19 protein-coding genes and 1 pseudogene are annotated in these 19,827 nt (G+C 72.3%); 9 read left to right on the top strand and 11 right to left on the bottom strand.

The window, feature by feature from the left end; all coding sequences use genetic code 11:
* Nucleotides 1-7: 7 nt before the first annotated feature.
* A complete protein-coding gene (locus MCBG_RS15515) occupies nt 8-1,378 on the top strand; it encodes a cystathionine beta-synthase (RefSeq protein ID WP_043326537.1) in 1,371 nt (456 codons plus the stop codon).
* A gap of 89 nt (nt 1,379-1,467) precedes the next feature.
* Here the strand turns inward: MCBG_RS15515 and MCBG_RS15510 are convergent, their stop codons facing one another.
* The 5 genes from MCBG_RS15510 to MCBG_RS15490 all read right to left on the bottom strand — a co-directional run bounded on the left by MCBG_RS15510 (nt 1,468) and on the right by MCBG_RS15490 (nt 8,025).
* Entirely contained in the window at nt 1,468-1,977 is a 510-nt protein-coding gene (locus tag MCBG_RS15510; protein ID WP_043326535.1) for a GNAT family N-acetyltransferase, read from the bottom strand.
* Nucleotides 1,974-2,903, bottom strand: a complete 930-nt coding sequence (locus MCBG_RS15505; protein WP_043326533.1) for a ribonuclease Z — start codon at nt 2,901-2,903, stop codon at nt 1,974-1,976. The genes MCBG_RS15510 and MCBG_RS15505 overlap by 4 nt, the downstream gene beginning before the upstream one ends.
* A gap of 309 nt (nt 2,904-3,212) precedes the next feature.
* Nucleotides 3,213-4,397, bottom strand: a complete 1,185-nt coding sequence (locus MCBG_RS15500; protein WP_030501323.1) for an osmoprotectant NAGGN system M42 family peptidase — start codon at nt 4,395-4,397, stop codon at nt 3,213-3,215.
* Nucleotides 4,394-6,232, bottom strand: a complete 1,839-nt coding sequence (ngg, locus tag MCBG_RS15495; protein WP_043326531.1) for an N-acetylglutaminylglutamine synthetase — start codon at nt 6,230-6,232, stop codon at nt 4,394-4,396. The genes MCBG_RS15500 and ngg overlap by 4 nt, the downstream gene beginning before the upstream one ends.
* A gap of 2 nt (nt 6,233-6,234) precedes the next feature.
* Entirely contained in the window at nt 6,235-8,025 is a 1,791-nt protein-coding gene (locus MCBG_RS15490) for an N-acetylglutaminylglutamine amidotransferase (RefSeq protein ID WP_043326529.1), read from the bottom strand.
* 206 nt (nt 8,026-8,231) lie between these two features.
* Between MCBG_RS15490 and MCBG_RS15485 the strand changes: the two genes are divergently transcribed.
* A complete protein-coding gene (locus tag MCBG_RS15485) occupies nt 8,232-8,699 on the top strand; it encodes a hypothetical protein (protein WP_043326527.1) in 468 nt (155 codons plus the stop codon).
* A 348-nt stretch (nt 8,700-9,047) separates the two neighbouring features.
* Here the strand turns inward: MCBG_RS15485 and msrA are convergent, their stop codons facing one another.
* The 4 genes from msrA to MCBG_RS15460 all read right to left on the bottom strand — a co-directional run bounded on the left by msrA (nt 9,048) and on the right by MCBG_RS15460 (nt 11,343).
* Entirely contained in the window at nt 9,048-9,707 is a 660-nt protein-coding gene (msrA, locus tag MCBG_RS15475) for a peptide-methionine (S)-S-oxide reductase MsrA (protein ID WP_043326524.1), read from the bottom strand.
* Between the two features lie 76 nt (nt 9,708-9,783).
* Nucleotides 9,784-10,197: an HIT family protein gene (locus MCBG_RS15470; protein ID WP_043326522.1), complete on the bottom strand. Its 414-nt coding sequence runs from the start codon at nt 10,195-10,197 to the stop codon at nt 9,784-9,786.
* Nucleotides 10,198-10,321: 124 nt separating this feature from the next.
* Nucleotides 10,322-11,014 carry a nucleotidyl transferase AbiEii/AbiGii toxin family protein gene (locus tag MCBG_RS15465; protein WP_043326519.1) on the bottom strand — a complete coding sequence of 231 codons (693 nt, stop codon included), beginning with the start codon at nt 11,012-11,014 and terminating at the stop codon, nt 10,322-10,324.
* Nucleotides 11,014-11,343: a hypothetical protein gene (locus MCBG_RS15460; RefSeq protein WP_223201236.1), complete on the bottom strand. Its 330-nt coding sequence runs from the start codon at nt 11,341-11,343 to the stop codon at nt 11,014-11,016. Before MCBG_RS15460 ends, MCBG_RS15465 begins: the two co-directional genes overlap by 1 nt.
* A gap of 100 nt (nt 11,344-11,443) precedes the next feature.
* Here MCBG_RS15460 and MCBG_RS15455 point away from each other — a divergent pair, with 100 nt between their 5' ends.
* From MCBG_RS15455 to ilvA, 4 genes are all read left to right on the top strand, one after another.
* The gene (locus MCBG_RS15455; protein WP_043326515.1) at nt 11,444-12,586 is read left to right on the top strand and encodes a cystathionine gamma-synthase; all 1,143 of its coding nucleotides are present in this window, start codon (nt 11,444-11,446) and stop codon (nt 12,584-12,586) included.
* A gap of 16 nt (nt 12,587-12,602) precedes the next feature.
* On the top strand, nt 12,603-14,015 hold the full coding sequence (locus MCBG_RS15450) for an amidase (protein WP_043326513.1): 1,413 nt from the start codon (nt 12,603-12,605) through the stop codon (nt 14,013-14,015).
* Between the two features lie 147 nt (nt 14,016-14,162).
* A complete protein-coding gene (locus MCBG_RS15445; protein WP_223201235.1) occupies nt 14,163-14,975 on the top strand; it encodes a DUF4328 domain-containing protein in 813 nt (270 codons plus the stop codon).
* Nucleotides 14,972-16,192: a threonine ammonia-lyase gene (gene ilvA, locus MCBG_RS15440; RefSeq protein WP_043326509.1), complete on the top strand. Its 1,221-nt coding sequence runs from the start codon at nt 14,972-14,974 to the stop codon at nt 16,190-16,192. The genes MCBG_RS15445 and ilvA overlap by 4 nt, the downstream gene beginning before the upstream one ends.
* 151 nt (nt 16,193-16,343) lie before the next feature.
* Here the strand turns inward: ilvA and greA are convergent, their stop codons facing one another.
* Nucleotides 16,344-16,844 carry a transcription elongation factor GreA gene (gene greA, locus MCBG_RS15435; RefSeq protein WP_043326508.1) on the bottom strand — a complete coding sequence of 167 codons (501 nt, stop codon included), beginning with the start codon at nt 16,842-16,844 and terminating at the stop codon, nt 16,344-16,346.
* A gap of 144 nt (nt 16,845-16,988) precedes the next feature.
* On the bottom strand, nt 16,989-17,423 hold the full coding sequence (locus MCBG_RS15430; protein ID WP_043326506.1) for a DUF4307 domain-containing protein: 435 nt from the start codon (nt 17,421-17,423) through the stop codon (nt 16,989-16,991).
* 238 nt (nt 17,424-17,661) lie between these two features.
* Between MCBG_RS15430 and mca the strand changes: the two genes are divergently transcribed.
* From mca to MCBG_RS15415, 3 genes and pseudogenes are all read left to right on the top strand, one after another.
* The gene (gene mca / locus MCBG_RS15425) at nt 17,662-18,543 is read left to right on the top strand and encodes a mycothiol conjugate amidase Mca (protein ID WP_043326504.1); all 882 of its coding nucleotides are present in this window, start codon (nt 17,662-17,664) and stop codon (nt 18,541-18,543) included.
* A gap of 48 nt (nt 18,544-18,591) precedes the next feature.
* Nucleotides 18,592-18,876: a hypothetical protein gene (locus MCBG_RS15420; RefSeq protein WP_043326501.1), complete on the top strand. Its 285-nt coding sequence runs from the start codon at nt 18,592-18,594 to the stop codon at nt 18,874-18,876.
* Nucleotides 18,877-19,098: 222 nt separating this feature from the next.
* A pseudogene (locus tag MCBG_RS15415) lies at nt 19,099-19,827 on the top strand (GGDEF-domain containing protein); the annotation flags it as partial.

The following is a 19,827-nucleotide window of genomic DNA, read 5'->3' as shown; positions in this document are numbered from 1 at the left end:
CAACGAGGTGCAGTACTACGACAACGTCGTCGAGCTGATCGGCAACACCCCGCTGGTCCGCCTGCGCAACGTCACCGAGGGCATCCAGGCCACCGTGCTGGCGAAGGTGGAGTACGTCAACCCGGGCGGCTCGGTCAAGGACCGGATCGCGATGCGCATGGTGGAGGACGCCGAGAAGGCGGGCATCCTGCGGCCGGGCGGCACGATCGTGGAGCCGACCAGCGGCAACACCGGCGTCGGGCTGGCCCTGGTGGCCCAGCTCAAGGGCTACCGCTGCGTCTTCGTCTGCCCGGACAAGGTCAGCCAGGACAAGCAGGACGTGCTGCGCGCGTACGGCGCCGAGGTGGTGGTCTGCCCGACCGCCGTCGCGCCGGAGGACCCGCGCTCCTACTACAACGTGTCCGACCGGCTGGCCCGGGAGATCCCCGGCGCGTGGAAGCCCAACCAGTACAGCAACCCGGCCAACCCGCGCTCGCACTACGAGACCACCGGCCCGGAGCTGTGGAAGCAGACCGAGGGCAGGATCACCCACTTCGTGGCGGGCGTCGGCACCGGCGGCACCATCTCCGGCATCGGCCGCTACCTCAAGGAGGCGTCCGAGGGCCGGGTCAAGGTGATCGGCGCGGACCCGGAGGGCTCGGTCTACTCGGGCGGCACCGGCCGGCCGTACCTGGTCGAGGGCGTCGGTGAGGACTTCTGGCCGGAGACGTACGACCGGAAGATCGCCGACGAGATCGTCGAGGTGTCGGACAAGGAGTCCTTCGAGATGACCCGCCGGCTCGCCCGCGAGGAGGGTCTGCTGGTCGGCGGCTCCTGCGGCATGGCCGTGGTGGGCGCGCTGGAGGTGGCCCGCAAGGCCGGCCCGGACGACGTGATCGTGGTGCTGCTGCCGGACGGCGGCCGGGGCTACCTGTCGAAGATCTTCAACGACAAGTGGATGGCCCGGTACGGCTTCCTGGACGACTCGGGCACCGAGCCGACGGTGGCCGACGCGCTCGCCGGCAAGCCCGGTGGCCTGCCCGAGCTGGTGCACGTGCACCCGACCGAGACGGTCCGCGACGCGATCGACTACATGCGCGAGTACGGCGTCTCGCAGCTCCCGGTGCTCAAGGCCGAGCCGCCGGTGGTGACCGGTGAGGTGGCCGGTTCGATCGCCGAGAAGGACCTGCTCGACGCGCTGTTCACCGGCCAGGCCCACCTGCACGACACGATCGAGCGGCACATGGGCGAGCCGCTGCCGATGATCGGCGGCGGCCAGCCGGTGAGCGAGGCGGTCGGGCTGCTGGAGAAGGCGGACGCGGCGCTGGTGCTGGTCGACGGCAAGCCCAAGGGCGTGCTGACCCGCCAGGACCTGCTGGCCCACCTCGGCGCCCGCTGACCCTGCTTGTAAGGAAGGGGCCCCTTTTAACACCGCGGTGTTAAAAGGGGCCCCTTCCTCTACCGGAGGCGTTAATAAGGGGCCCTTCCTTACAAGCGGCGGGCGTAGCGGAGCTGGGGGACCAGCACCCGGCCGATGTGTTCGTCCCGCTCATCACCGGTGGCGGTCCAGCCGCCGCGCTCGTAGAAACGGCGCGCGTGGGCGTTGTCCCGCAGCACCCACAGCACCGCGCGCGTCCAGCCCCGGGCCCGCATCGCGTCGAGCGCGTCCACCATCAGCGCCCGTCCGGTGCCCCGGCCCCGCTCGGACGGCTCCAGGTGGATCGCGTTGAGCAGCCCGGTCGCCGGGTCGCCCTCGTCGTCGGGCCCGAGGTAGCTGAAGCCCACCAGCTTCCCGTCCCGCTCGGCCACCGTCATCCGGTGGTCCGCGCCCTCCCAGGTCAGCCGTTCCACCCAGTAGCGGCCCATCGCCTCCGGCGTCGGGTCGGCCAGCGCCTCGGGCGGCAGGAACGACGAGTACGCCGCCACCCGGGAACGCTGGTGCAGGGCGCCGACCGCCATCAGGTCGGCCTCGGTCGCGGAACGTAGGGAGATCGTCACCCGGGCGACGGTACCCGCCGGGGCGGCACCTGTACCGTCTGAAGATCCTCGGCGATCACCAGATCACCGGAGAAGTGCTCGCGGGCCTCGTCGTGGAAGCGGCGCGGGTCGGCGTACCGCTGGGAGAAGTGGGTGAGCACGAGCGTGCGTACCCCCGACTCGGCCGCGACCCGCGCGGCCTGGCCGGCGGTGAGGTGCCCGACCTCGGCGGCGAGCGCCGCCTCCGACTCCAGGAACGTCGACTCGATCACCAGCAGGTCGGCGTGCTCGGCGAGCGCGTACACGCCGTCGCAGAGCCCGGTGTCCATCACGAACGCGAACCGCTGCCCCGGCCGGACGACGCTCACCTCGTCCCGGGTGACGCGGCGCCCGTCGCGGTCCAGGTGGCCGTCGCGCAGCAACCGCCCCACGTCCGGACCGGCGATGCCGTACGCGGCCAGCCGCTCCGGAAGCATCCGGCAGCCGTCCGGCTCGACCAGCCGGTATCCGTACGTCTCGATCGGGTGCCGCAGCCGGCGGGCCTCCAGCGTGCCGACGCCGAGCGTGATCCGCTGCCCGTCGACGTCGATCGGCTCGACTGCCAGTTCGGCGGTCTCGTAGAAGCTGGAGGCGTGGCGCAGCCGGGCGAAGTACTCGGCGCCGCCGGCCGGGAAGTGCACAGCCACCGGGCGCGGTACGCGGTCCAGCGAGAGCCGCTGGATCATGCCGGGCAGCCCGAGGCAGTGGTCGCCGTGGAAGTGGGTGACGCAGATCCGGGTCAGGTCGGTGGCGGTGACCCCGGTGTGCAGCATCTGCCGCTGGCTGCCCTCGCCCGGGTCGAAGAGGATCACCTCGTCGTCCCAGCGCAGCAGGTAGCCGTTGTGGTTGCGCTGCCGGGTCGGGGCCTGGCTGGCCGTACCGAGCACCACCAGCTCACGCATGGACACCGCACCCTCCCGAGCGCAAAAAGCGACCCCCGGGGCTTCCGCGCTCGCGCGCGGGCCGGCTGGACTGGGCCGGCACCCCGGGGGTCGGGTGGCTGTCGTGGTTTCGCCGCACCGCTGCCACACGGTCTCGACGATCCTGCAGGTGCCCGCCTCGCGGCGGGCGAGATTTCACTGTCGAGGACAGCGGCTAGCGGACAGCCACCTCACGAGTCCGATTGCTATACAAGTCTGGACCACCTCCTTTCCCGTGTACCGCCACGCTATCCACTTCGCGGCGGCCGCGGCAACGGATTTCGATCACAGGCCCGGTCAGTCCAGGCCGATCGGGCCCTCGCGCGGGCCGTCCTCGTTCGCCGGCTGTACTGCGAGCGACGGGAAGTCGGCCAGGTCGCCCTCCGGCTCGGCGTCCCACTCGGGGAACACCAGCGGGCTCTGCAGGTAGAGGCAGAGCAGCTGGGTGAGCTGGTGCAGGCCGTCGAGGTGGGTGCGCTCGTGGCCGTGGGTGGCGTCCACGCCGAACCCGAGCAGCGCCACCCGGGCGTGCGCCCCGGCCTCGACCGCGGCGGCCACGTCCGAGCGGTAGTAGTCGAACACGTCCCGGACCAGGTCGACGCCGTGTTCCTTGGCGATCGAGGCGAGGTTGCGGGTCAGGTGGTAGTCGAACGGGCCGACCCCGTCGCCCATGGCGAGTGTCGCCGCGGTCTCCCGGGACTGCTGGCCCGGCGCGACCACCGCCGCGTCCACCGACACGATCTCCGCGACGTCCGGGTCCAGCCCGTGGCTCGCGCCGTGGCCGATCTCCTCGGTGACGGTGACCAGCAGGTGCGCGGTGACCGCCGGGGTGACTCCGGCGTCGACCATCGCCTTGAACGCGGTCAGCACCGCCGCCACGCCCGCCTTGTCGTCCAGGTGGCGGGACTTGACGTACCCGTTCGGGGTGATGGTGGGGTTGGGCAGGAACGCGACGAAGTCCCCGGCGTCGATGCCGAGCGCCCGCAGCCCGGCCTCGTCGTGCACCGGCTCGTCCACCCGCACCTCGACCAGTTCCCAGCCGACGCCCTGCAGGTCGACCGCCTCGTTGTAGCGGTGCCCGCTCGCCTTCAGCGGCAGCACCTGGCCGGTGACGACCCGCTCCAGGTCGTCGGTGAAGATCCGCACGTGGGCGCCCTCGGCGAAACGGGCGCTGTGCGTACCGATCGGGTTGACCTCCAGCCGGCCGTTCTCCTTGAGCCGCTTCACCATGCCGCCGATGGTGTCGGTGTGCACCACGATCGCCCGGTCGGCGCCGGTCGACCGGGGGCCGGGCAGACAGGCGCTCAGCGCCCCGCGACGGGTCAGCGTGGAGCTGATCCCGATCGCGGAGAGCCGCTCGCCCACGTACTGCTGGATGTGGTCGGTGCGCCCCGACGGGCTGGGGATCTCCAGCAGCTCCACCAGCACCTGGCGGAGGTAGTCGAGGTCGAGCTTGAGCGGTTGGGGCTTGCGTGCGGTCATGCCCCAGAGCTTGCCGCACCGGCCGGCGACCAGAGTCGCTGCGGTGCCCGGGTACCCGGGAAGAGCAGGTCGACGAAGCGCTCGGCGGTGGGCTGCGGTTCGTGGTTGGCCAGTCCGGGCCGCTCGTTCGCCTCGATGAACACGTGTTCCGGCCGGTCCGGGGCGGGGACCAGCAGGTCCAGCCCGGTGACCGGGATGTCCAGCGCCCGGCTCGCGGTCACGCACGCCTCGGCGATCGCCGGGTGCAGCTCGGCGGTCACGTCGTGGATCGTGCCGCCGGTGTGCAGGTTGGCCGTCCGGCGTACCGCGAGCACCTCGCCCTCCGGGAGCACGTCGTGCATCCGGTACCCGGCCTCGGCCACCACCTCGCGGGTCATGTCGTCGATCGGGATGCGGGACTCGCCCCCGGTGGCGGCGGCCCGGCGGCGGCTCTGCCGCTCGATCAGCTCGGTGATGTCGTGCACCCCGTCGCCGGTGATCTGCGCCGGGCGGCGTACCGCAGCGGCGACCACCTCGTGGTCGATCACCACGACCCGCAGGTCCTCGCCCGCGCGCAGCTCCTCGATCAGTACGTCCGGGCAGAACCGGCGGGCCAGCTCGACGGCCGCGGTCAGCGCCTCGGGCGTACGCACGCCGACGGTGATGCCGTTGCCCTGCTCGCCCCGCGCCGGCTTGACCACCACCGGACCCACGTCGTTCAGGAACGCCACGTCGTCGGGCTCACCGGTGGCGGTACGCCCGCGCGGCACCGACAGGCCCGCCTCGGTGAGGATGCGCCGGGTCACCCGCTTGTCGTCGCAGCGGCTCATCGCCACCGCCGAGGTCAGCTCCGACAGCGACTCGCGGGTGTGGATGGTCCGGCCGCCGGTGGTCAGCTTCAGCTCACCCCAGTGCGGGTCGGTCACCTCCACCCGGATGCCGCGGCGCATCGCCTCGTCCGCGACGATCTTCGCGTACGGGTTCAGCTCGTCGTACCCCTCGGGCATGGCGGGCAGGAACAGGCGCTCGTTGATCGGGTTCTTCCGCTTCACGCAGAGCGTGCCGGTGCGGTGGAAGCCGAGGCGCTCGTACAGCCGGATCGCGCCCGAGTTCTCAGCCAGCACGGACAGGTCCACGAACGCCCGGCCGCGCCCGTCGAGCCGGTCGGCGAGCGCGGTGAGCAGCGCCTGCCCGGTGCCGGGCGGGGCGGTGTTGAAGTCGACTGTGAGGCACCACAGGCTCGCGCCGTTCTCCGGATCGCCGAACACCGCGACGTGGTCCACGCCGGTGATGGTGCCGACCACCTCACCCGTGGTGTCCTCGGCCACCAGGTGCAGGAACCGGTCCGTGCCGGCGTTGTCCACCAGCACCTCGACCGGGGCGGTGACCATGCCGTTGCGCGCGTAGATCCGGTTCACCGCCTCCGCGTCGACGGCGTCACGCAGCGGCCGGACGGTCAGCCCGGGCACCTCGCCGCCCTCGGTCGCGGCGGGCCGCTTCTCGCCCAGCGGCAGCCGGTACGTCAGCGACGGGTCGATGAACAGCTCGTCCGGAAGCCGCGACACCAGCACGTGCGGGTCGCGCAGGTAGATGCAGATGTCCCGGGCGCCGACCGCCTCGGAGCGCAGCACGTCGGCCACGTGCACCTGGTCGTCGAACGTCTGCCCGAACACCAGCCGGCCCCAGCCGCAGTCCAGCACCACGCCCGAGGCGTCGGTGGACGTGGGCTCCGGATGCCGCTGCTCCGGCGTACCCGGTGCGACCGGGTCACCGCCGGGGCCGATGCGTTCCCGGCGGCGCCCCAGCACCCGTTCCCGGTCGGTACGTGCCGTTCCGGTGGCGAGGGTGTCGGTCACGGTCAGTCGATTCCGTGGCTCTGGAGCCACATTTCCAGGAGTCCCAGTTGCCACAGCTTGTTTCCGTTCAACGGGGTCAGTTCGGCGTTCGGGTCGGCGAGCAGCGCGTCGACGTAGTCGGCGCGGAACAGGTCGCGACGGCGCGCCTCGGGCGCGGTGAGCGCGTCGCGTACCCGGTCGAGGAGCTTGCCCTCCAGGTGGGTGAGTCCGGGCACCGGGAAGTAGCCCTTGGGCCGGTCGATGACCTCGTGGGGCAGGACCCGCCGGCCGATCTCCTTGAGCACGCCCTTGCCGCCCTGGGCCAGCTTCAGCTCCGGCGGGCAGCTCGCGGCCAGCTCGACGAACTCGTGGTCGAGGAACGGCACCCGGGCCTCCAGCCCGTGCGCCATGGTCATGTTGTCGACCCGCTTCACCGGGTCGTCGGTCAGCATGACCTGGGTGTCGATCCGCAGGCCGGCGTCGACGGCGGTCTGCGCGCCCGGGCGGCCCAGGTGCGCGGCGACGAACTCCCGCGCCGGGTCGCCGTCGGCCAGCCACGCCGGGTTGAGCACCCGGGCCAGTCCGGCCGCGTCGCGGTCGAAGAACGCCTTCGCGTACGTCTCGAGCGCCTGCTCCCGGTCCACCCCGGCCAGCGGCGGGTACCAGTGGTAGCCGCCCAGGATCTCGTCCGCGCCCTGACCCGACTGCACCACCTTGACGTGCTTCGCGACCTCCTGGCTGAGCAGCCAGAACGCGACGCAGTCATGGCTGACCATCGGTTCGCTCATGGCCCCGACGGCGGCCTCCAGCGGCGGCAGCAGGTCGCCGGTGGGCACCCGGATCTGGTGGTGGTCGGTGCCGAACGTCTTCGCGACCAGGTCGGAGTAGACGAACTCGTCGCCCTCCCGCCCGCCCACCGCGTCGAAGCCGATCGAGAACGTGGCCAGGCCGGACTGGGCCTGCCCCTCGCCGGCGAGCAGCGCGACCACCAGGCTGGAGTCGAGGCCGCCGGAGAGCAGCACGCCCACCGGAACGTCGGCCACCATGCGGCGGCGTACGGCGGTGGTCAGCGAGTCGAGCAGCGCGTCCTGCCAGTCCCGCTCGGACCAGCCGGCCCGCTCGGCGGCGCGGCCGAACGACGGGTCCCAGTAGACCCGCTCGTGGGTGGAGCCGTCCGCCTCGTACACCCGGACCGTGGCCGGCGGCAGCTTGGTGACGCCGGCGAGGATGGTGCGCGGCGGCGGCACGATGCTGTGGAAGCTCAGGTAGTGGGCGAGCGCCACCCGGTCGATGGTGGTGTCGATGCCGCCACCGGCGAGCAGGGCCGGCAGGGTCGAGGCGAACCGGACCACGCCGGGGCTCTCGGCCAGGTAGAGCGGCTTGATGCCGAGGCGGTCCCGGGCCAGCACCAGGCGGCCGGTGTCGCGCTCGCTGATCGCCACCGCGAACATGCCGATCAGGTGGTCGACGAAGTCGAGCCCCCACTCGGCGTACGCCTTGACCACTACCTCGCTGTCGCCGGACGAGAAGAACCGGTGGCCCTTGGCCTGCAGTTCGGCGCGTAGTTCCCGGTAGTTGTAGATGCAGCCGTTGAAGACACCGGTGAGCCCGGCGGCGGCGTCCACGATGGGTTGGCCGCTCGCCGCGGACAGGTCGATGATCTTCAGGCGCCGGTGTCCCAGCGCGGTCGGCCCTTGCGACCAGACGCCGCTGTCGTCGGGCCCTCGGTCACTCATCGTGGCCGCCATCCGCTCCACGGCCGAGACATCGGCGCGTGAACCGTCACGGCGGAACTCTCCCGCAAGTCCGCACATACGAGCCAATGCTGCCAGAGGTTGTTTCGGTTCGCCTGTTGAGACGATGACGAACGTGTGACAGCTTGCTACGATGCGCCGTCACGCAGCGTGGTTGCCTGTCACGCCTTCGGTTCCTGCCTCACTCCACCCGATGTCGGGATTCGGCACCCGCAGGGGGTGTGAGGAATGCCGCAGCAGGCTACTTCTGAAGTAGTATTGATGTCATGTCGATGCCCTTGGAGTCGGTGCCGTTCTCCGAGCTGCTGCGCCAGCCGACGGAAACCGCCGAACGGCTGGCCCGAACCCGGGCGCTGCGGCTCCGTCGCCGCGACGCCGCCGACCTGGTGCTGATGTCCGCCGAGCGGGCTGAAGCCGAGGGGGAGGTGGTCGACCTGACCGCGCGGCTGCTGGCCGGCCTGGCGCGGCGAGAGCCGGCCCTGGTCCGGGAGACGCTTCCGACTGTGCTGCCCTGGATGCGGTTCCTGCCGCAGGGGGACGCCGAGCAGATGACCGACGAGTTCATCGCCACGGCCGAGGCCGCAGCGGCTGTCGGCAGCACCGCGGCGGTGTCCCAGCTGCTCACCGAATGGCGGCACACCGCTGAGGTGCACGCCGATCCCGACCTGCATCGGATCCTGGCCGCGCCCAGCGCCGACGACTTCGGGCCGGTGACGCGCCCGACCGACGAGTGAGCGCGAAGCGCGGCGACCGCGCCGCCCCGCCACCCCGGCCCGGCGGGTACGCCCTGCGGTTCGCCACAAACGACGCGGCGAAGGGCTGGGAGGAACTGTGCCGGCAGGCCGCGCCCCCTCAAGGGCTCCCTCGCCACAGCCGTGCACAACGGGCGGTCACTGCCGCAGTGGCAGTACGAGGTCACCGCCGGCGGCCGCATCTGGTACCTGGTCGACGACCAGACCCGAACCTGCTGGATCAAGCACGCCGGAACCGGCCATCCCAGAGTCACCGATTGACCGCAGTGCGTTCGGGCCCCCGTCCCTGAGGGGCGAGGGCCCGAATGGAATGGGCAGTGTTCGGTCTGGCTACGCGGTGCGGGCCACGCCGACCGGGCAGCTCAGCCCGTTCGGTCCGTGGTTGCAGTAGCCGTTCGGGTTCTTCGTCGGCGCCAGGTACTGCTGGTGGTAGTCCTCGGCGAAGTAGTAGTCGCCGAGCGGCGCGATCTCGGTGGTGATCTCACCCTTGCCGGCCCGGGCCACGATCGGCGCGAACGCGTCCCGCGACGCCTTCGCAGCGGCGGCCTGCTCGTCGGTGGTGGTGTAGATCGCCGAGCGGTACTGGGTGCCCACGTCGTTGCCCTGGCGCATGCCCTGGGTCGGGTCGTGGTTCTCCCAGAAGACCTTGAGCAGGTCCTCGTAGGCGATCTTCGACGGGTCGTAGACCACCTGGACCACCTCGGCGTGCCCGGTCATACCCGAGCACACCTCCTCGTACGTCGGGTTGGTGGTGTAGCCACCCGCGTAGCCGGCGGACGTGGTGATCACGCCGGGGAGGGTCCAGAACAGCCGCTCGGCGCCCCAGAAGCAGCCCATGCCGAAGACAGCGACCTGCGCGCCCTCGGGGAACGGGCCCTTCAGCGTCGACGGCAGCACCTCGTGCCGGTCGGCGATCGGCATCGCGATCGGGCGGCCCGGCAGGGCCTGGTCAGGAGAGATCATCTCGGCCTTCATGCGGCGGAGGAACACGGTGGGACTCCTCTCTTGGCTTTCCCAGCGTGTGCAACAGCGTGGCCCCCCGGTTCCTTACCCGCCCACCGCGACGTCAGGCCAGCGCCGCCGAGATCCGCCCGGCGAACGCCTCGGCCTCGGCGTCACCTGCGTACCGGGTACGCGGCCAGAAGAAGCCGCGCAGACCGTCGCCCTTCGTCCTGGGAACCACGTGGGTGTGCAGGTGCGGTACGGACTGGGACACCCGGTTGTTCATCGCCACGAACGTCCCACCGGCGTCGAGACCGGTCTCCACCGCCACGGCGATGCGCTGGACCAGCCGGAAGTAGCCGGGCAGTGCGTCGGGCGGCAGGTCGGACAGGGCGACCAGGTGGGTGCGGGGCACCACGAGCACGTGCCCCTTGAACACCGGGCGGGTGTCCAGGAACGCGACCCCGTCCGGCTCGTCGGTGACCCGGAACGCGGGCACCTCGCCCGCCACGATCCCGCAGAACACGCACCCGCTCATCCGCCCACCCTAGGCCCGGCCCGCCCACCCCACCTCCGGGCGAGCGTTGATCATGAGGTTGGCGGCGACAATTCGGACGGCGACCACCGTCAACCTCATGATCGACGAGAAGACCGGCCGTAGGTCAGGCGCGATCGAGGTAGGCGTCCCAGTCGTCGTCGGGGATGCCGGTCGGGCCGGTCTCGCCGTTGGCGAGGCGCGCCCGGATGTCCGCCTCCCACCGCAGCGCCCATCCGCGCAGCTCGTCGACCTGCTGCTCGGTGAGCCCGTACGAACGGAACGTCCGGCTGTCCCGCTCCGTCACACCACCCAGCCGGTCGGCCAGTTCGTCCAACGAGAAGCCGGCCGTGTGCCGGGCGCCGAGATGCTCCAGCTCCGACCGGGTGAGCCGTTCGGAGGCTGCGCGGACGTCGATGTAGTCGCGGTGGGCGGCACGGTCGTGCAGCGCCCGGACCTTCAATCCGACCGCGTCCTCGAAGGCCAGCACCGGGCCCAGCGCCATGCGGGCTGGCGGCGCGAGTGCCTCCTTGAGCAGATCGACCTCACAGGAAGAGGCGTCGTCCGAGATCAGCAGGCGAGCCATGCGCGGCGTCGCCTCGATGATCCGGGCGGAGAACCCGGCCGCGACGTAGGCGGCGGCGAGCCGGTCCGCCACGGCACTGAGTGGCATCGCGGCGGCCGTGGCGAAGTCGATGTCCTGGGAAGGCCGGTCGACCAGATCGTGGGCACACATGGCGTAGCCACCGGCGAGCATCAGTCCCAGGTCGTCACCAGCGGCGAAACCGATCTCCAGCAGGCGACGGTGCAGCGCGTCCATCACCCGGCGACGAGGTCGGGCAGTTGCCTCTCCCAGAGCCGGGTCACCCGCCGGGCCGTCAACCGTCGAATACGTGGCCAGTCCTGGCGGAGCAGCGCGGCGTCGACGTATCTGATGATGTCGTCCCGCTGGCCGCAGTCAAGCAGGAGGCAGTAGAGGGTCAGTCGCTCACCCGGGTCGCCCACGTCGTAGTCGCCGGGGCCCGACCAGGCAAGGCGCACGGGCAGGCTGACCCGCCCCGACCGCGGGCCGATCAGGAGACCCAGCGAGGCCGGGATCCGGTCGGCGACGCCGTGCAGGCGGGAGGGGAGCGCCTCGGTCGTACTCACCGGACCAGTATGGCCGACCACCCCGACAGAGTCCTGGTTGTGACAGGCGCGCCCGGCCTACCGGGAGCAAAGGGGAAGCGGGCGGACTAACGTCTGCGGCATGAGGCACGGCTTCGACACACTCGCCATCCACGCCGGTCAGGCCCCGGAGGCCCGCACCGGCGCGGTGATTCCGCCGATCTACCAGACCAGCACGTACGCCCAGGACGCCGTCGGCGCGCCGCGCGAGGGCTACGAGTACAGCCGCTCCGGCAACCCCACCCGGGACGCGCTCCAGGAGTGCCTGGCCGCGCTGGAGGGCGGCCAGGTGGCACTCGCCTTCGCCAGTGGCCTGGCCGCCGAGGACACGCTGCTGCGGACCGTCTGCAAGCCGGGCGACCACGTGGTGATCCCGGACGACGCGTACGGCGGCACCTACCGGCTGTTCGCCAAGGTGGCCGAGCGCTGGGGGCTTGACTACACCCCGGCGAAGGTCTCCGACCCGGACGCCGTGCGGGCGGCGATCCGCCCGGGCGCCACCCGGATCGTGTGGGTGGAGACGCCGACCAACCCGCTGCTCGGCATCGCCGACATCGCGGCGCTGGCCGCCGTGGCGCACGACGCCGGCGCGCTGCTGGTGGTCGACAACACGTTCGCCTCGCCGTACCTGCAGCAGCCGATCGCGTTCGGCGCGGACGTGGTGGTGCACTCCACCACCAAGTACGTCGGCGGACACTCCGACGTGGTCGGCGGCGCGCTCGTCGCGGCGGACCGGGCGCTCGGCGAGGAGCTGCGTTACCACCAGAACGCGATGGGCGCGATCAACGGCCCGTTCGACGCCTGGCTCACCCTGCGCGGCATCAAGACCCTCGGGGTACGGATGGACCGGCACTGCGACAACGCCGAGCGGATCGCGGCCTACCTGGACGGCCACGCGAAGGTCGCGCAGGTCATCTACCCGGGCCTGCCCTCGCACCCCGGCCACGAGGTGGCCGCCAAGCAGATGCGGCGGTTCGGCGGCATGATCTCGTTCCGCGCGGCGGGCGGCGAGGAGCATGCCGTGGACATCTGCAACCGATCCCGGCTGTTCGTGCTCGCCGAGTCGCTCGGCGGCGTCGAGTCCCTGATCGAGCACCCGGGCCGGATGACACACGCAAGCGCTGCGGGCTCGCCGCTTGAAGTTCCCGGCGATCTCGTGCGACTGTCTGTCGGCATCGAGACGGTCGACGACCTGCTCGCCGATCTGGAGCAGGCCCTGGGCTGACCGCTGGCTGGGGAGGGTGGCAGTGCCGGAGATCTTGCCGACGACGTGGGTCGGTGCGACCGCGAAACAGATCGCCCGGGCGGTACGCCGTGGCGACGTCTCCGCCACCCAGGTCGTCGCCGACCACCTGGATCACGTCACCCGGGTCGACGCCGACCTGGCCGCGTTCCGCACGGTACGCGGCGGTGAGGCGATCACCGAGGCGGAGAAGGTCGACGAGCAGGAGGAACTGGCGAACCTCCCGCTCGCCGGCGTGCCGGTGGCGGTCAAGGAGAACACGCCGGTGGCCGGCCTGCCCACGTGGAACGGGTCGGCCGCCATGCGTACACCGGTGGCGGAGGCCGACCACGAGGTGGTCCGGCGGCTGCGCGGAGCGGGCGCGGTGATCCTGGGCGTGACCCGGATGCCGGAACTGGGCCTGTGGGCGCTCACCGACGACGACACCGCTGCCACCCGCAACCCGTGGGATCCGGCGCGTACCCCCGGCGGCTCCTCCGGCGGCGCGGCCGCCGCGGTGGCCGCCGGGCTGGTGCCGATGGCGCACGGCAACGACGGCCTCGGGTCGATCCGCATCCCGGCGGCCTGCTGCGGCCTGGTCGGGCTCAAGCCCGGCCGGGGCGTGGTGCCCTGCCAGCTCGGCGCGGACGACTGGTTCGGCCTGACCGAGCACGGCATGCTCACCAGCACCGTGGCCGACGCGGTGGTCGGTTTCTCGGTGCTGGCCGGTCGCCGGCCGGACAAGCTGGTCCCGCCGGCGCGGCTACGGGTCGGCGTCTCGCTGCGCTCGCCGGTGCGCGGCGTCTCGCCGGACGCCCCGAACCGGGACGCGGTGGCCGCCGCCGGCCGCCTGCTCGCCGCCGCCGGTCACGACACCGTGCCCACCGACCCGGTCTACCCGACCCGGCTCGGCCTGCAGGGCATCGCCACCTGGTTCGCGGCGGCCGCCGCCGACGTGCGCGCCGCCGGGGTCGCCCCGCGCCAGCTCCAGCGCCGCAGCCGCCGGCACGTCACGCTCGGCGAGTGGGCGCAGCGCCGGGGGTACGTGCGGGAGGCCGACCGGGCGGCCTGGCGCGAACGGTCGGTGAACTTCTTCGCGGACAACTCGATCGACCTGCTGCTCACCCCGGCGCTGGCCGGGCCGCCGCCGGAGGCCGCCGGCTGGTCCGGCCGCTCCTGGCTGGCGAACATGTCGGCGAACATCAGGTACGCCCCGTACGCGGCGCCGTGGAACATCGCCGGGCTGCCGTCGATCGTGGTGCCGGTCGGCCGCCGCCCGGACGGGCTGCCGGTGGGCGTGCAGTTCGTCGGCCCGCCCGGCTCCGAGCTGCTGCTGCTCGGCGTGGCCGGTCAGTTCGAGATGCAGGCGCCGTGGGCGCGGCACGCCCCCGGCTACCCCCGCGTCGGAACGGGGTCGCCGGCCACGGCGTGATCGTCTAGCGTGTGCGCACCCTGTCGCGCACACCAACTCGGACGGTCCCCGATGAACTGCCAGACCTGCGGGGACGCCACGTCCCCGGCCTTTGAGGAGTGCCAGCGCTGCGGTACGCGCGTCGGCCAACCCGCCGTGAGTCCCGGCGTGCCCACGTACGGCGTGCGCGGACTGGCGGTGGCCGGGGCGTCCGCGGTCGGCGCCGCCACCCTGTGCTACCTGCTCACGGCTCTGTTCCCGCTGGTTGGTGTGCGGATGGCCCGCTCGGCCGCCGAGCAGCTCGACCGGGACGTGCTGCTCGGCGCGGTGCTGGTCGAGGTGCTGTTCACCCTGCCCTACCTGCTCGCCCTGCTGACCGCGGGGACGCTCGTGGTGATCTGGACCTGGCGGGCGCGCAAGAACCTGGACGCCTTCCCGGGCGCCGTGCCGAGCCTGAGCCCGGCGTGGGCGATCGCCGGCTGGCTGGTGCCGTTCGCCAACCTCGTGGTGCCGGCCCGGGTGCTCGCCGACCTGCTCCGGAACAGCGTCTGGCAGCGCCGCCAGTCGTGGCTGGTCGGGGTGTGGTGGGTGAGCTGGCTGGTGTTCCTGATCGGTGACCGGTTCGTCGCGCAGGCGCAGCAGCAGCGGTACGACCGGCTGACCGAGTTGCCCCGCAACGACGCGGAGTTCGGCACGTACGTGCGCTACTACGAGGAGGCGCTCGCGCCCCGGCTGGTGCCGGCGTTGGCCTGCCTGGTCGCCGGGATCGCGTTCGTCGTGCTGATCCGCCGGATCTCCGCCGCCCAGCAGGACCGGCTCGCCCGGGCCGTGCCCGCGTGGCCGGGTCAGCAGGCGTGGCCGGGTCAGCCGGGCGGGCCGGGGCACCCCGACCGGCCCGCTTCCGTCGCGTCGGTGCCGCCCGCGCCGTCGGCCACGTCGGCGCAGATCCCACCGGGGCCGGGTGGCACGATCGGGGCATGACGGAACTGGTCGGTCTCGCCGACGTTCAAGCTGCGCGGGAACTGCTCGGCGGTGTCACCCGTACCACCCCGCTGGAGCCGTCCCGGCCGCTCAGCGCCGCGCTCGGCGGGCCGGTCTGGCTCAAGTGCGAGAACCTGCAACGCGCCGGGTCGTACAAGGTGCGTGGCGCGTACGTGCGGATCTCCCGCCTCTCGGCCGAGGAGCGGGCCCGGGGCGTGGTCGCGGCGAGCGCCGGCAACCACGCCCAGGGGGTGGCGCTCGCCGCCGGGCTGGTCGGCGCGCACGCCACCGTCTTCATGCCGGTGAACGCGCCGCTGCCGAAGGTCGCCGCGACCAAGGGGTACGGCGCGCAGGTCGAGCTGGTCGGCAACACGGTGGACGAGTCGCTCGTCGCGGCGCAGACCTTCGCCGAGCGGACCGGTGCGGTGTTCATCCACCCGTTCGACCACGCGGACGTGATCGCCGGTCAGGGCACCGTCGCGCTGGAGATCCTCGAACAGTGCCCGGACGTGCGCACCATCGTGACCGGGGTGGGCGGTGGCGGACTGGTCTCCGGGATGGCGGTGGCGGCCAAGGCGCTGCGTCCCGACGTACGGGTGATCGGGGTCCAGGCGGCGAGCGCCGCCGCCTTCCCGCCCTCGCTGCGGGCCGGCGAGCCGGTACGCCTGCCCTCGTTCGCGACGATCGCCGACGGGATCGCCGTCGGCCGGCCGGGGGAGCTGACCTTCACCCACGTCCGCAAGCTCGTCGACGACGTCGTCACGGTCTCCGAGGAGGACATCTCCCGGGCGCTGCTGATGCTGCTGGAACGCGGCAAGCAGGTGGTCGAGCCGGCCGGCGCGGTAGGGGTGGCGGCGCTGCTGTCCGGCGCGGTGGAGGTGACCGCGCCGGTGGTCGCGGTGCTCTCCGGCGGCAACATCGATCCGCTGCTCATGCTCCGGGTGATCGAGCACGGTCTGGCGGCGGCCGGCCGTTTCCTGCGGATCACGGTGCGCTGCGTCGACCGGCCCGGCCAGCTCGCCTCGCTGCTCGGCGAGATCGCCGAGCACCGCGCCAACGTGGTGGACGTGGTGCACCAGCGGGCCAACCCGCACCTGCGCCTGGGCGAGGTGGAGGTGGCCCTGTCCGTGGAGACGCGCGGGGTGGAGCACTCGGACACCCTGATCAGCGCGTTGCGGGCCAGCGGCTACCAGGTGGTCTTCACCGGCGAGGGCTGAGCCCCTCGGTGGAACACCGACGTCACAGCGGAACGCGAACGCCCCGGCCGGATGATCCGGTCGGGGCGTTCGGGTGTGCGGCTCGGGTCCGAGGAGCCTGTCAGCCTCGGTCGGGTTCGGGACCCGAGCCATCCGGCGCGGGTCCGGAAGGTCAGCCGCTGTACGGCTCGAAGGAGACGATGGTCACCTTGATATCGGCGCCGCTCGGCGCGGTGTAGGTGCAGGTCTGCCCCGCCTTGCCGCCGAGGATGGCCTGGCCGAGCGCGGACTCGGGGCTGTACACCGTCAGGTCGGTGGTGGAGGCGATCTCCCGGGAGCCGAGCAGGAACGTCTCGCTGTCGTCCGCGTCGTCGTCGAAGTAGATCGTCACGACCATGCCCGGCGACACCGCGTCGGTGTCCGGAGCCTCACCGACCTTGGCGGTGCGCAGCAGCTCCTTGAGGTAGAGAATGCGGCCCTCGGCCTTGCCCTGCTCCTCGCGGGCGGCGTGGTAGCCACCGTTCTCCCGCAGGTCGCCCTCCTCGCGCCGGGCGTTGATCTCGGCAGCGATGACCGGCCGGTTGGCGATCAGCTCGTCGAGCTCTGCCTGCAGACGGTCGTAGGCGTCCTGGGACAGCCAGGTGGCGGGCGCCTCGTTTCCATTTGTGGACACAGGCGGTCTCCTCGGTTGGTGCGGACTGGCTGACAGGTGAACTTGCAAGGCTACCAGTGCCGCACACGTCGAGGTGTGCTCAATCACCCCGGTGCCGGCGACGGGACCGGGGTGCGGTTGCCGGCGGCTCGCCGGCGCTCCGGCTCAGCCGGCCGGCCGGCAGCGCAACACCTCACCGATGAACGGCCGGGCGCTCGTGGGCACCTCCTGGCGGGTCCGGATGTGGCGCTGGCCCGGCTCGGCGCTCACAGTGGTCTCGATGCTGCCCACCTGGGCGCCGTCGTGCGAGCGGGCCCGCAGCAGACAGGTGGCGGAGCCACCCGGAGGCACGGTGACCCGGAAGTCGACTGTCACCCGGGAGTCGGTGATGTCGGAGTAGCTGATCATCTCGCCCTGGTACTCCGGGTCGCCGTACTGGTAGTAGAGCTTCGCCGCGCCCAGGCCGAGGACGGCGAGCAGGACCGCCACCGTCAGGGCGAGCAGGACCGGCCGGCGGCGCCCCGGCTCCCGGCGTCGGCCGTACCGGCCGGGCGGGTAGACCGGCGCCTCCGCGGCGACTGTGGCGTGCGTCTCGCTCACCGGCGGGTATCTCCTGGCGTTGTTGTCGGCGGCATCGGCAAGAATGGCTAGGTCCATCTTCCCAGCCCGGCGCTGAGTCAAGGATGGCAGGTCGGCCTGGACCGGCGGGCGTGGCCCTGGCCACTCCGGTGGCGGCCCCCGACCGGCCGTCACGGGGGCTTTCGCGGGCGCGGGGGGAGATTCCGGCAGGTCAGCCGACCGGAGGGTGGTCGGCGGGCACAGACGAGGAGCGCCGAAGGTGGCAGAACAGCTGCGTCTCATGGCGGTGCACGCCCATCCCGACGACGAGTCGAGCAAGGGTGCCGCCACCATGGCGAAATACGTCGCCGAGGGGGTGGACGTCCTCGTCGTCACCGCGACCGGTGGCGAACGGGGCAGCGTGCTCAACCCGAAGATGGACCGCCCCGACGTGTGGGCCAACATCGGTGACATCCGGCGGGCCGAGATGGACGCCGCCCGGGCGATCCTCGGCGTCGAGCAGGCGTGGCTCGGCTTCGTCGACTCCGGGCTGCCCGAGGGCGACCCGCTGCCGCCGCTGCCGGAGGGCTGCTTCGCCCTGCAGGACGTGGACGTCGCCGCCGCGCCGCTGGTGCGCCTGATGCGGCAGTTCCGCCCGCACGTCGTCACCACGTACGACGAGGAGGGCGGCTACCCGCACCCCGACCACATCATGACCCACAAGGTCACCGTGGCGGCGTTCGACGCGGCCGGTGACCCGGAGCGCCATCCCGAGCTGGGCGAGCCGTGGCAGCCGCTCAAGCTCTACTACGACGTGGGCTTCTCCCGGGCCAAGATCATGAGCCTGCACGAGGCGGTGCTCGAAGCCGGGCTCGAATCGCCGTACGGCGAGTGGATGAAGCGCTGGGACGAGCGCCCCGACAAGGGTGCGCGGATCACCACCCGGGTCGAGTGCGCCGACTACTTCCCGGTCCGCGACGACGCCCTGCGCGCCCACGCCACCCAGATCGACCCGGACGGGTTCTGGTTCCAGGTGCCGATGGAGCTGCAGAAGCGCGCCTGGCCGACGGAGGACTTTCAACTCGCCCGGTCGCTGGTGGACAGCCCGCTGCCCGAGTCCGACCTCTTCGCGGGCGTACGGGAGGCGTGCCGTGCCCACTGACCGGGCCGGGGTCTACCCTGGTGCGCAGTCGCACATCGGAGGAACACCATGCTGACCGCCGTCGAGGTGCTCGCACAGAACAACTTCGGTGACACCCGCACGGGTGGTCTGGCCGGTCCGATGGGCCTCTTCCTCATCGTTGCGCTGGCCACCGTCACCGTCCTGCTGATCCGCAACATGAACGCCCGGCTGCGCCGGCTGCCCGACCGCTTCCCGCACCAGGGCACCCCGGGCCGGGCCGATTCCGCAGTCGCCGATCCGACAGAAGGGCTCGTCGAGCAGGATTCACCGACGAACACGCCCAGCGGCTCCCAGCAGCGACGGAACAGCTGAACACCGCGTGAATCACGCCCAAGCCGGTCGTCGCCCCCTGTTGCGACCACCGGCTTTGGCTTAGCCTTCCGCCGGGGGGACCGTCAGGCCCCGGACCCTGCGCGGAAGGGGGACGCCGATGTCGAAGGCAGCACCGGCCCCCGGCCATGCCTCCGCCCGGCCCGGTGACGGGGCGGCCCCGTGACCACCGAGCCGGCCGACCGTCCCCCGGACCGGGTCGGCCTGCGCGGGACGCCGACGGGCGTCGTCGTGTTGACCGTCGCGGTCGCGTTCACCGGTCTGCTGGCCGCCGTCCTCGGCCTGGTCGTCCCGCCACACCTCCCGGTGGACCACCCGCTGCCCGGCCCGGCGCGGTTCGGCATCGCCACTGTCGCGTTCGCGGTTGCCCAACTCGCCCGGCTGCGCTTCCGTACCGCTTCGGGGATGGTGAGCATCACCTGGGGCGAGGCCGCGCTGGTGGTCTGCCTCTGGCTGGTGCCGGCCGGCTGGCTTCCGGCCGCCGCCCTGCTGGGCGTGGGCACCGCCTGGACCGTGATGTCGGTGGTGTCGGACCGTCGACCGGCCCTGGAACTGGCGGGGATCGCCGGCTCGCTCACCGCCGCCACCGCGCTCGCGGCGGCCGTCGCGACCGCCCTCGGCCCGCCGCTGCTCGCCGCGCCCACCCCGGAACTCGCGCTCACGCTCACCGCCGCCGCGGTGACGTACCTGCTCACCACCGCCTTCCTGGGCGCCGTGACGCTCGCGCTGCGGCACGGCATCCCGATGGGGCCGCCGCTGTTCGCCGCGCTGCGCGGCAAGCTGCTCATGTTCGTCGGCAACGTGGCGGTCGGCCTGGTGGTCGTCGCGCTGCTCGAACTCGACGCGCGCTGGCTGCTGCTCCTGCCGCCGCCGCTCTGGCTGCTCCAGCAGACCTCCCGGCACCGGCTGCGGGCCGACCAGGAGCGCCGGACC

It is taken from the genome of Micromonospora sp. M42 (assembly GCF_000568915.1).
Lineage (GTDB): Bacteria > Actinomycetota > Actinomycetes > Mycobacteriales > Micromonosporaceae > Micromonospora > Micromonospora chalcea.
Note: the sequence above shows the minus strand (reverse complement) of the source record. Positions and strands in the feature narration are given on the sequence as shown.

Excerpts from the sequence above, each read along its gene's own strand:
- MCBG_RS15470 (WP_043326522.1), bottom strand. The coding sequence starts at position 10,197 with ATGAGCGGGTGCGTGTTCTGCGGGATCGTGGCGGGCGAGGTGCCCGCG.
- MCBG_RS15485 (WP_043326527.1), top strand. The coding sequence starts at position 8,232 with ATGTCGATGCCCTTGGAGTCGGTGCCGTTCTCCGAGCTGCTGCGCCAG.
- ilvA (WP_043326509.1), top strand. The coding sequence starts at position 14,972 with ATGACGGAACTGGTCGGTCTCGCCGACGTTCAAGCTGCGCGGGAACTG.
- MCBG_RS15420 (WP_043326501.1), top strand. The coding sequence starts at position 18,592 with ATGCTGACCGCCGTCGAGGTGCTCGCACAGAACAACTTCGGTGACACC.
- MCBG_RS15465 (WP_043326519.1), bottom strand. The coding sequence starts at position 11,014 with ATGGACGCGCTGCACCGTCGCCTGCTGGAGATCGGTTTCGCCGCTGGT.
- MCBG_RS15490 (WP_043326529.1), bottom strand. The coding sequence starts at position 8,025 with ATGTGCGGACTTGCGGGAGAGTTCCGCCGTGACGGTTCACGCGCCGAT.
- MCBG_RS15500 (WP_030501323.1), bottom strand. The coding sequence starts at position 4,397 with ATGACCGCACGCAAGCCCCAACCGCTCAAGCTCGACCTCGACTACCTC.
- MCBG_RS15455 (WP_043326515.1), top strand. The coding sequence starts at position 11,444 with ATGAGGCACGGCTTCGACACACTCGCCATCCACGCCGGTCAGGCCCCG.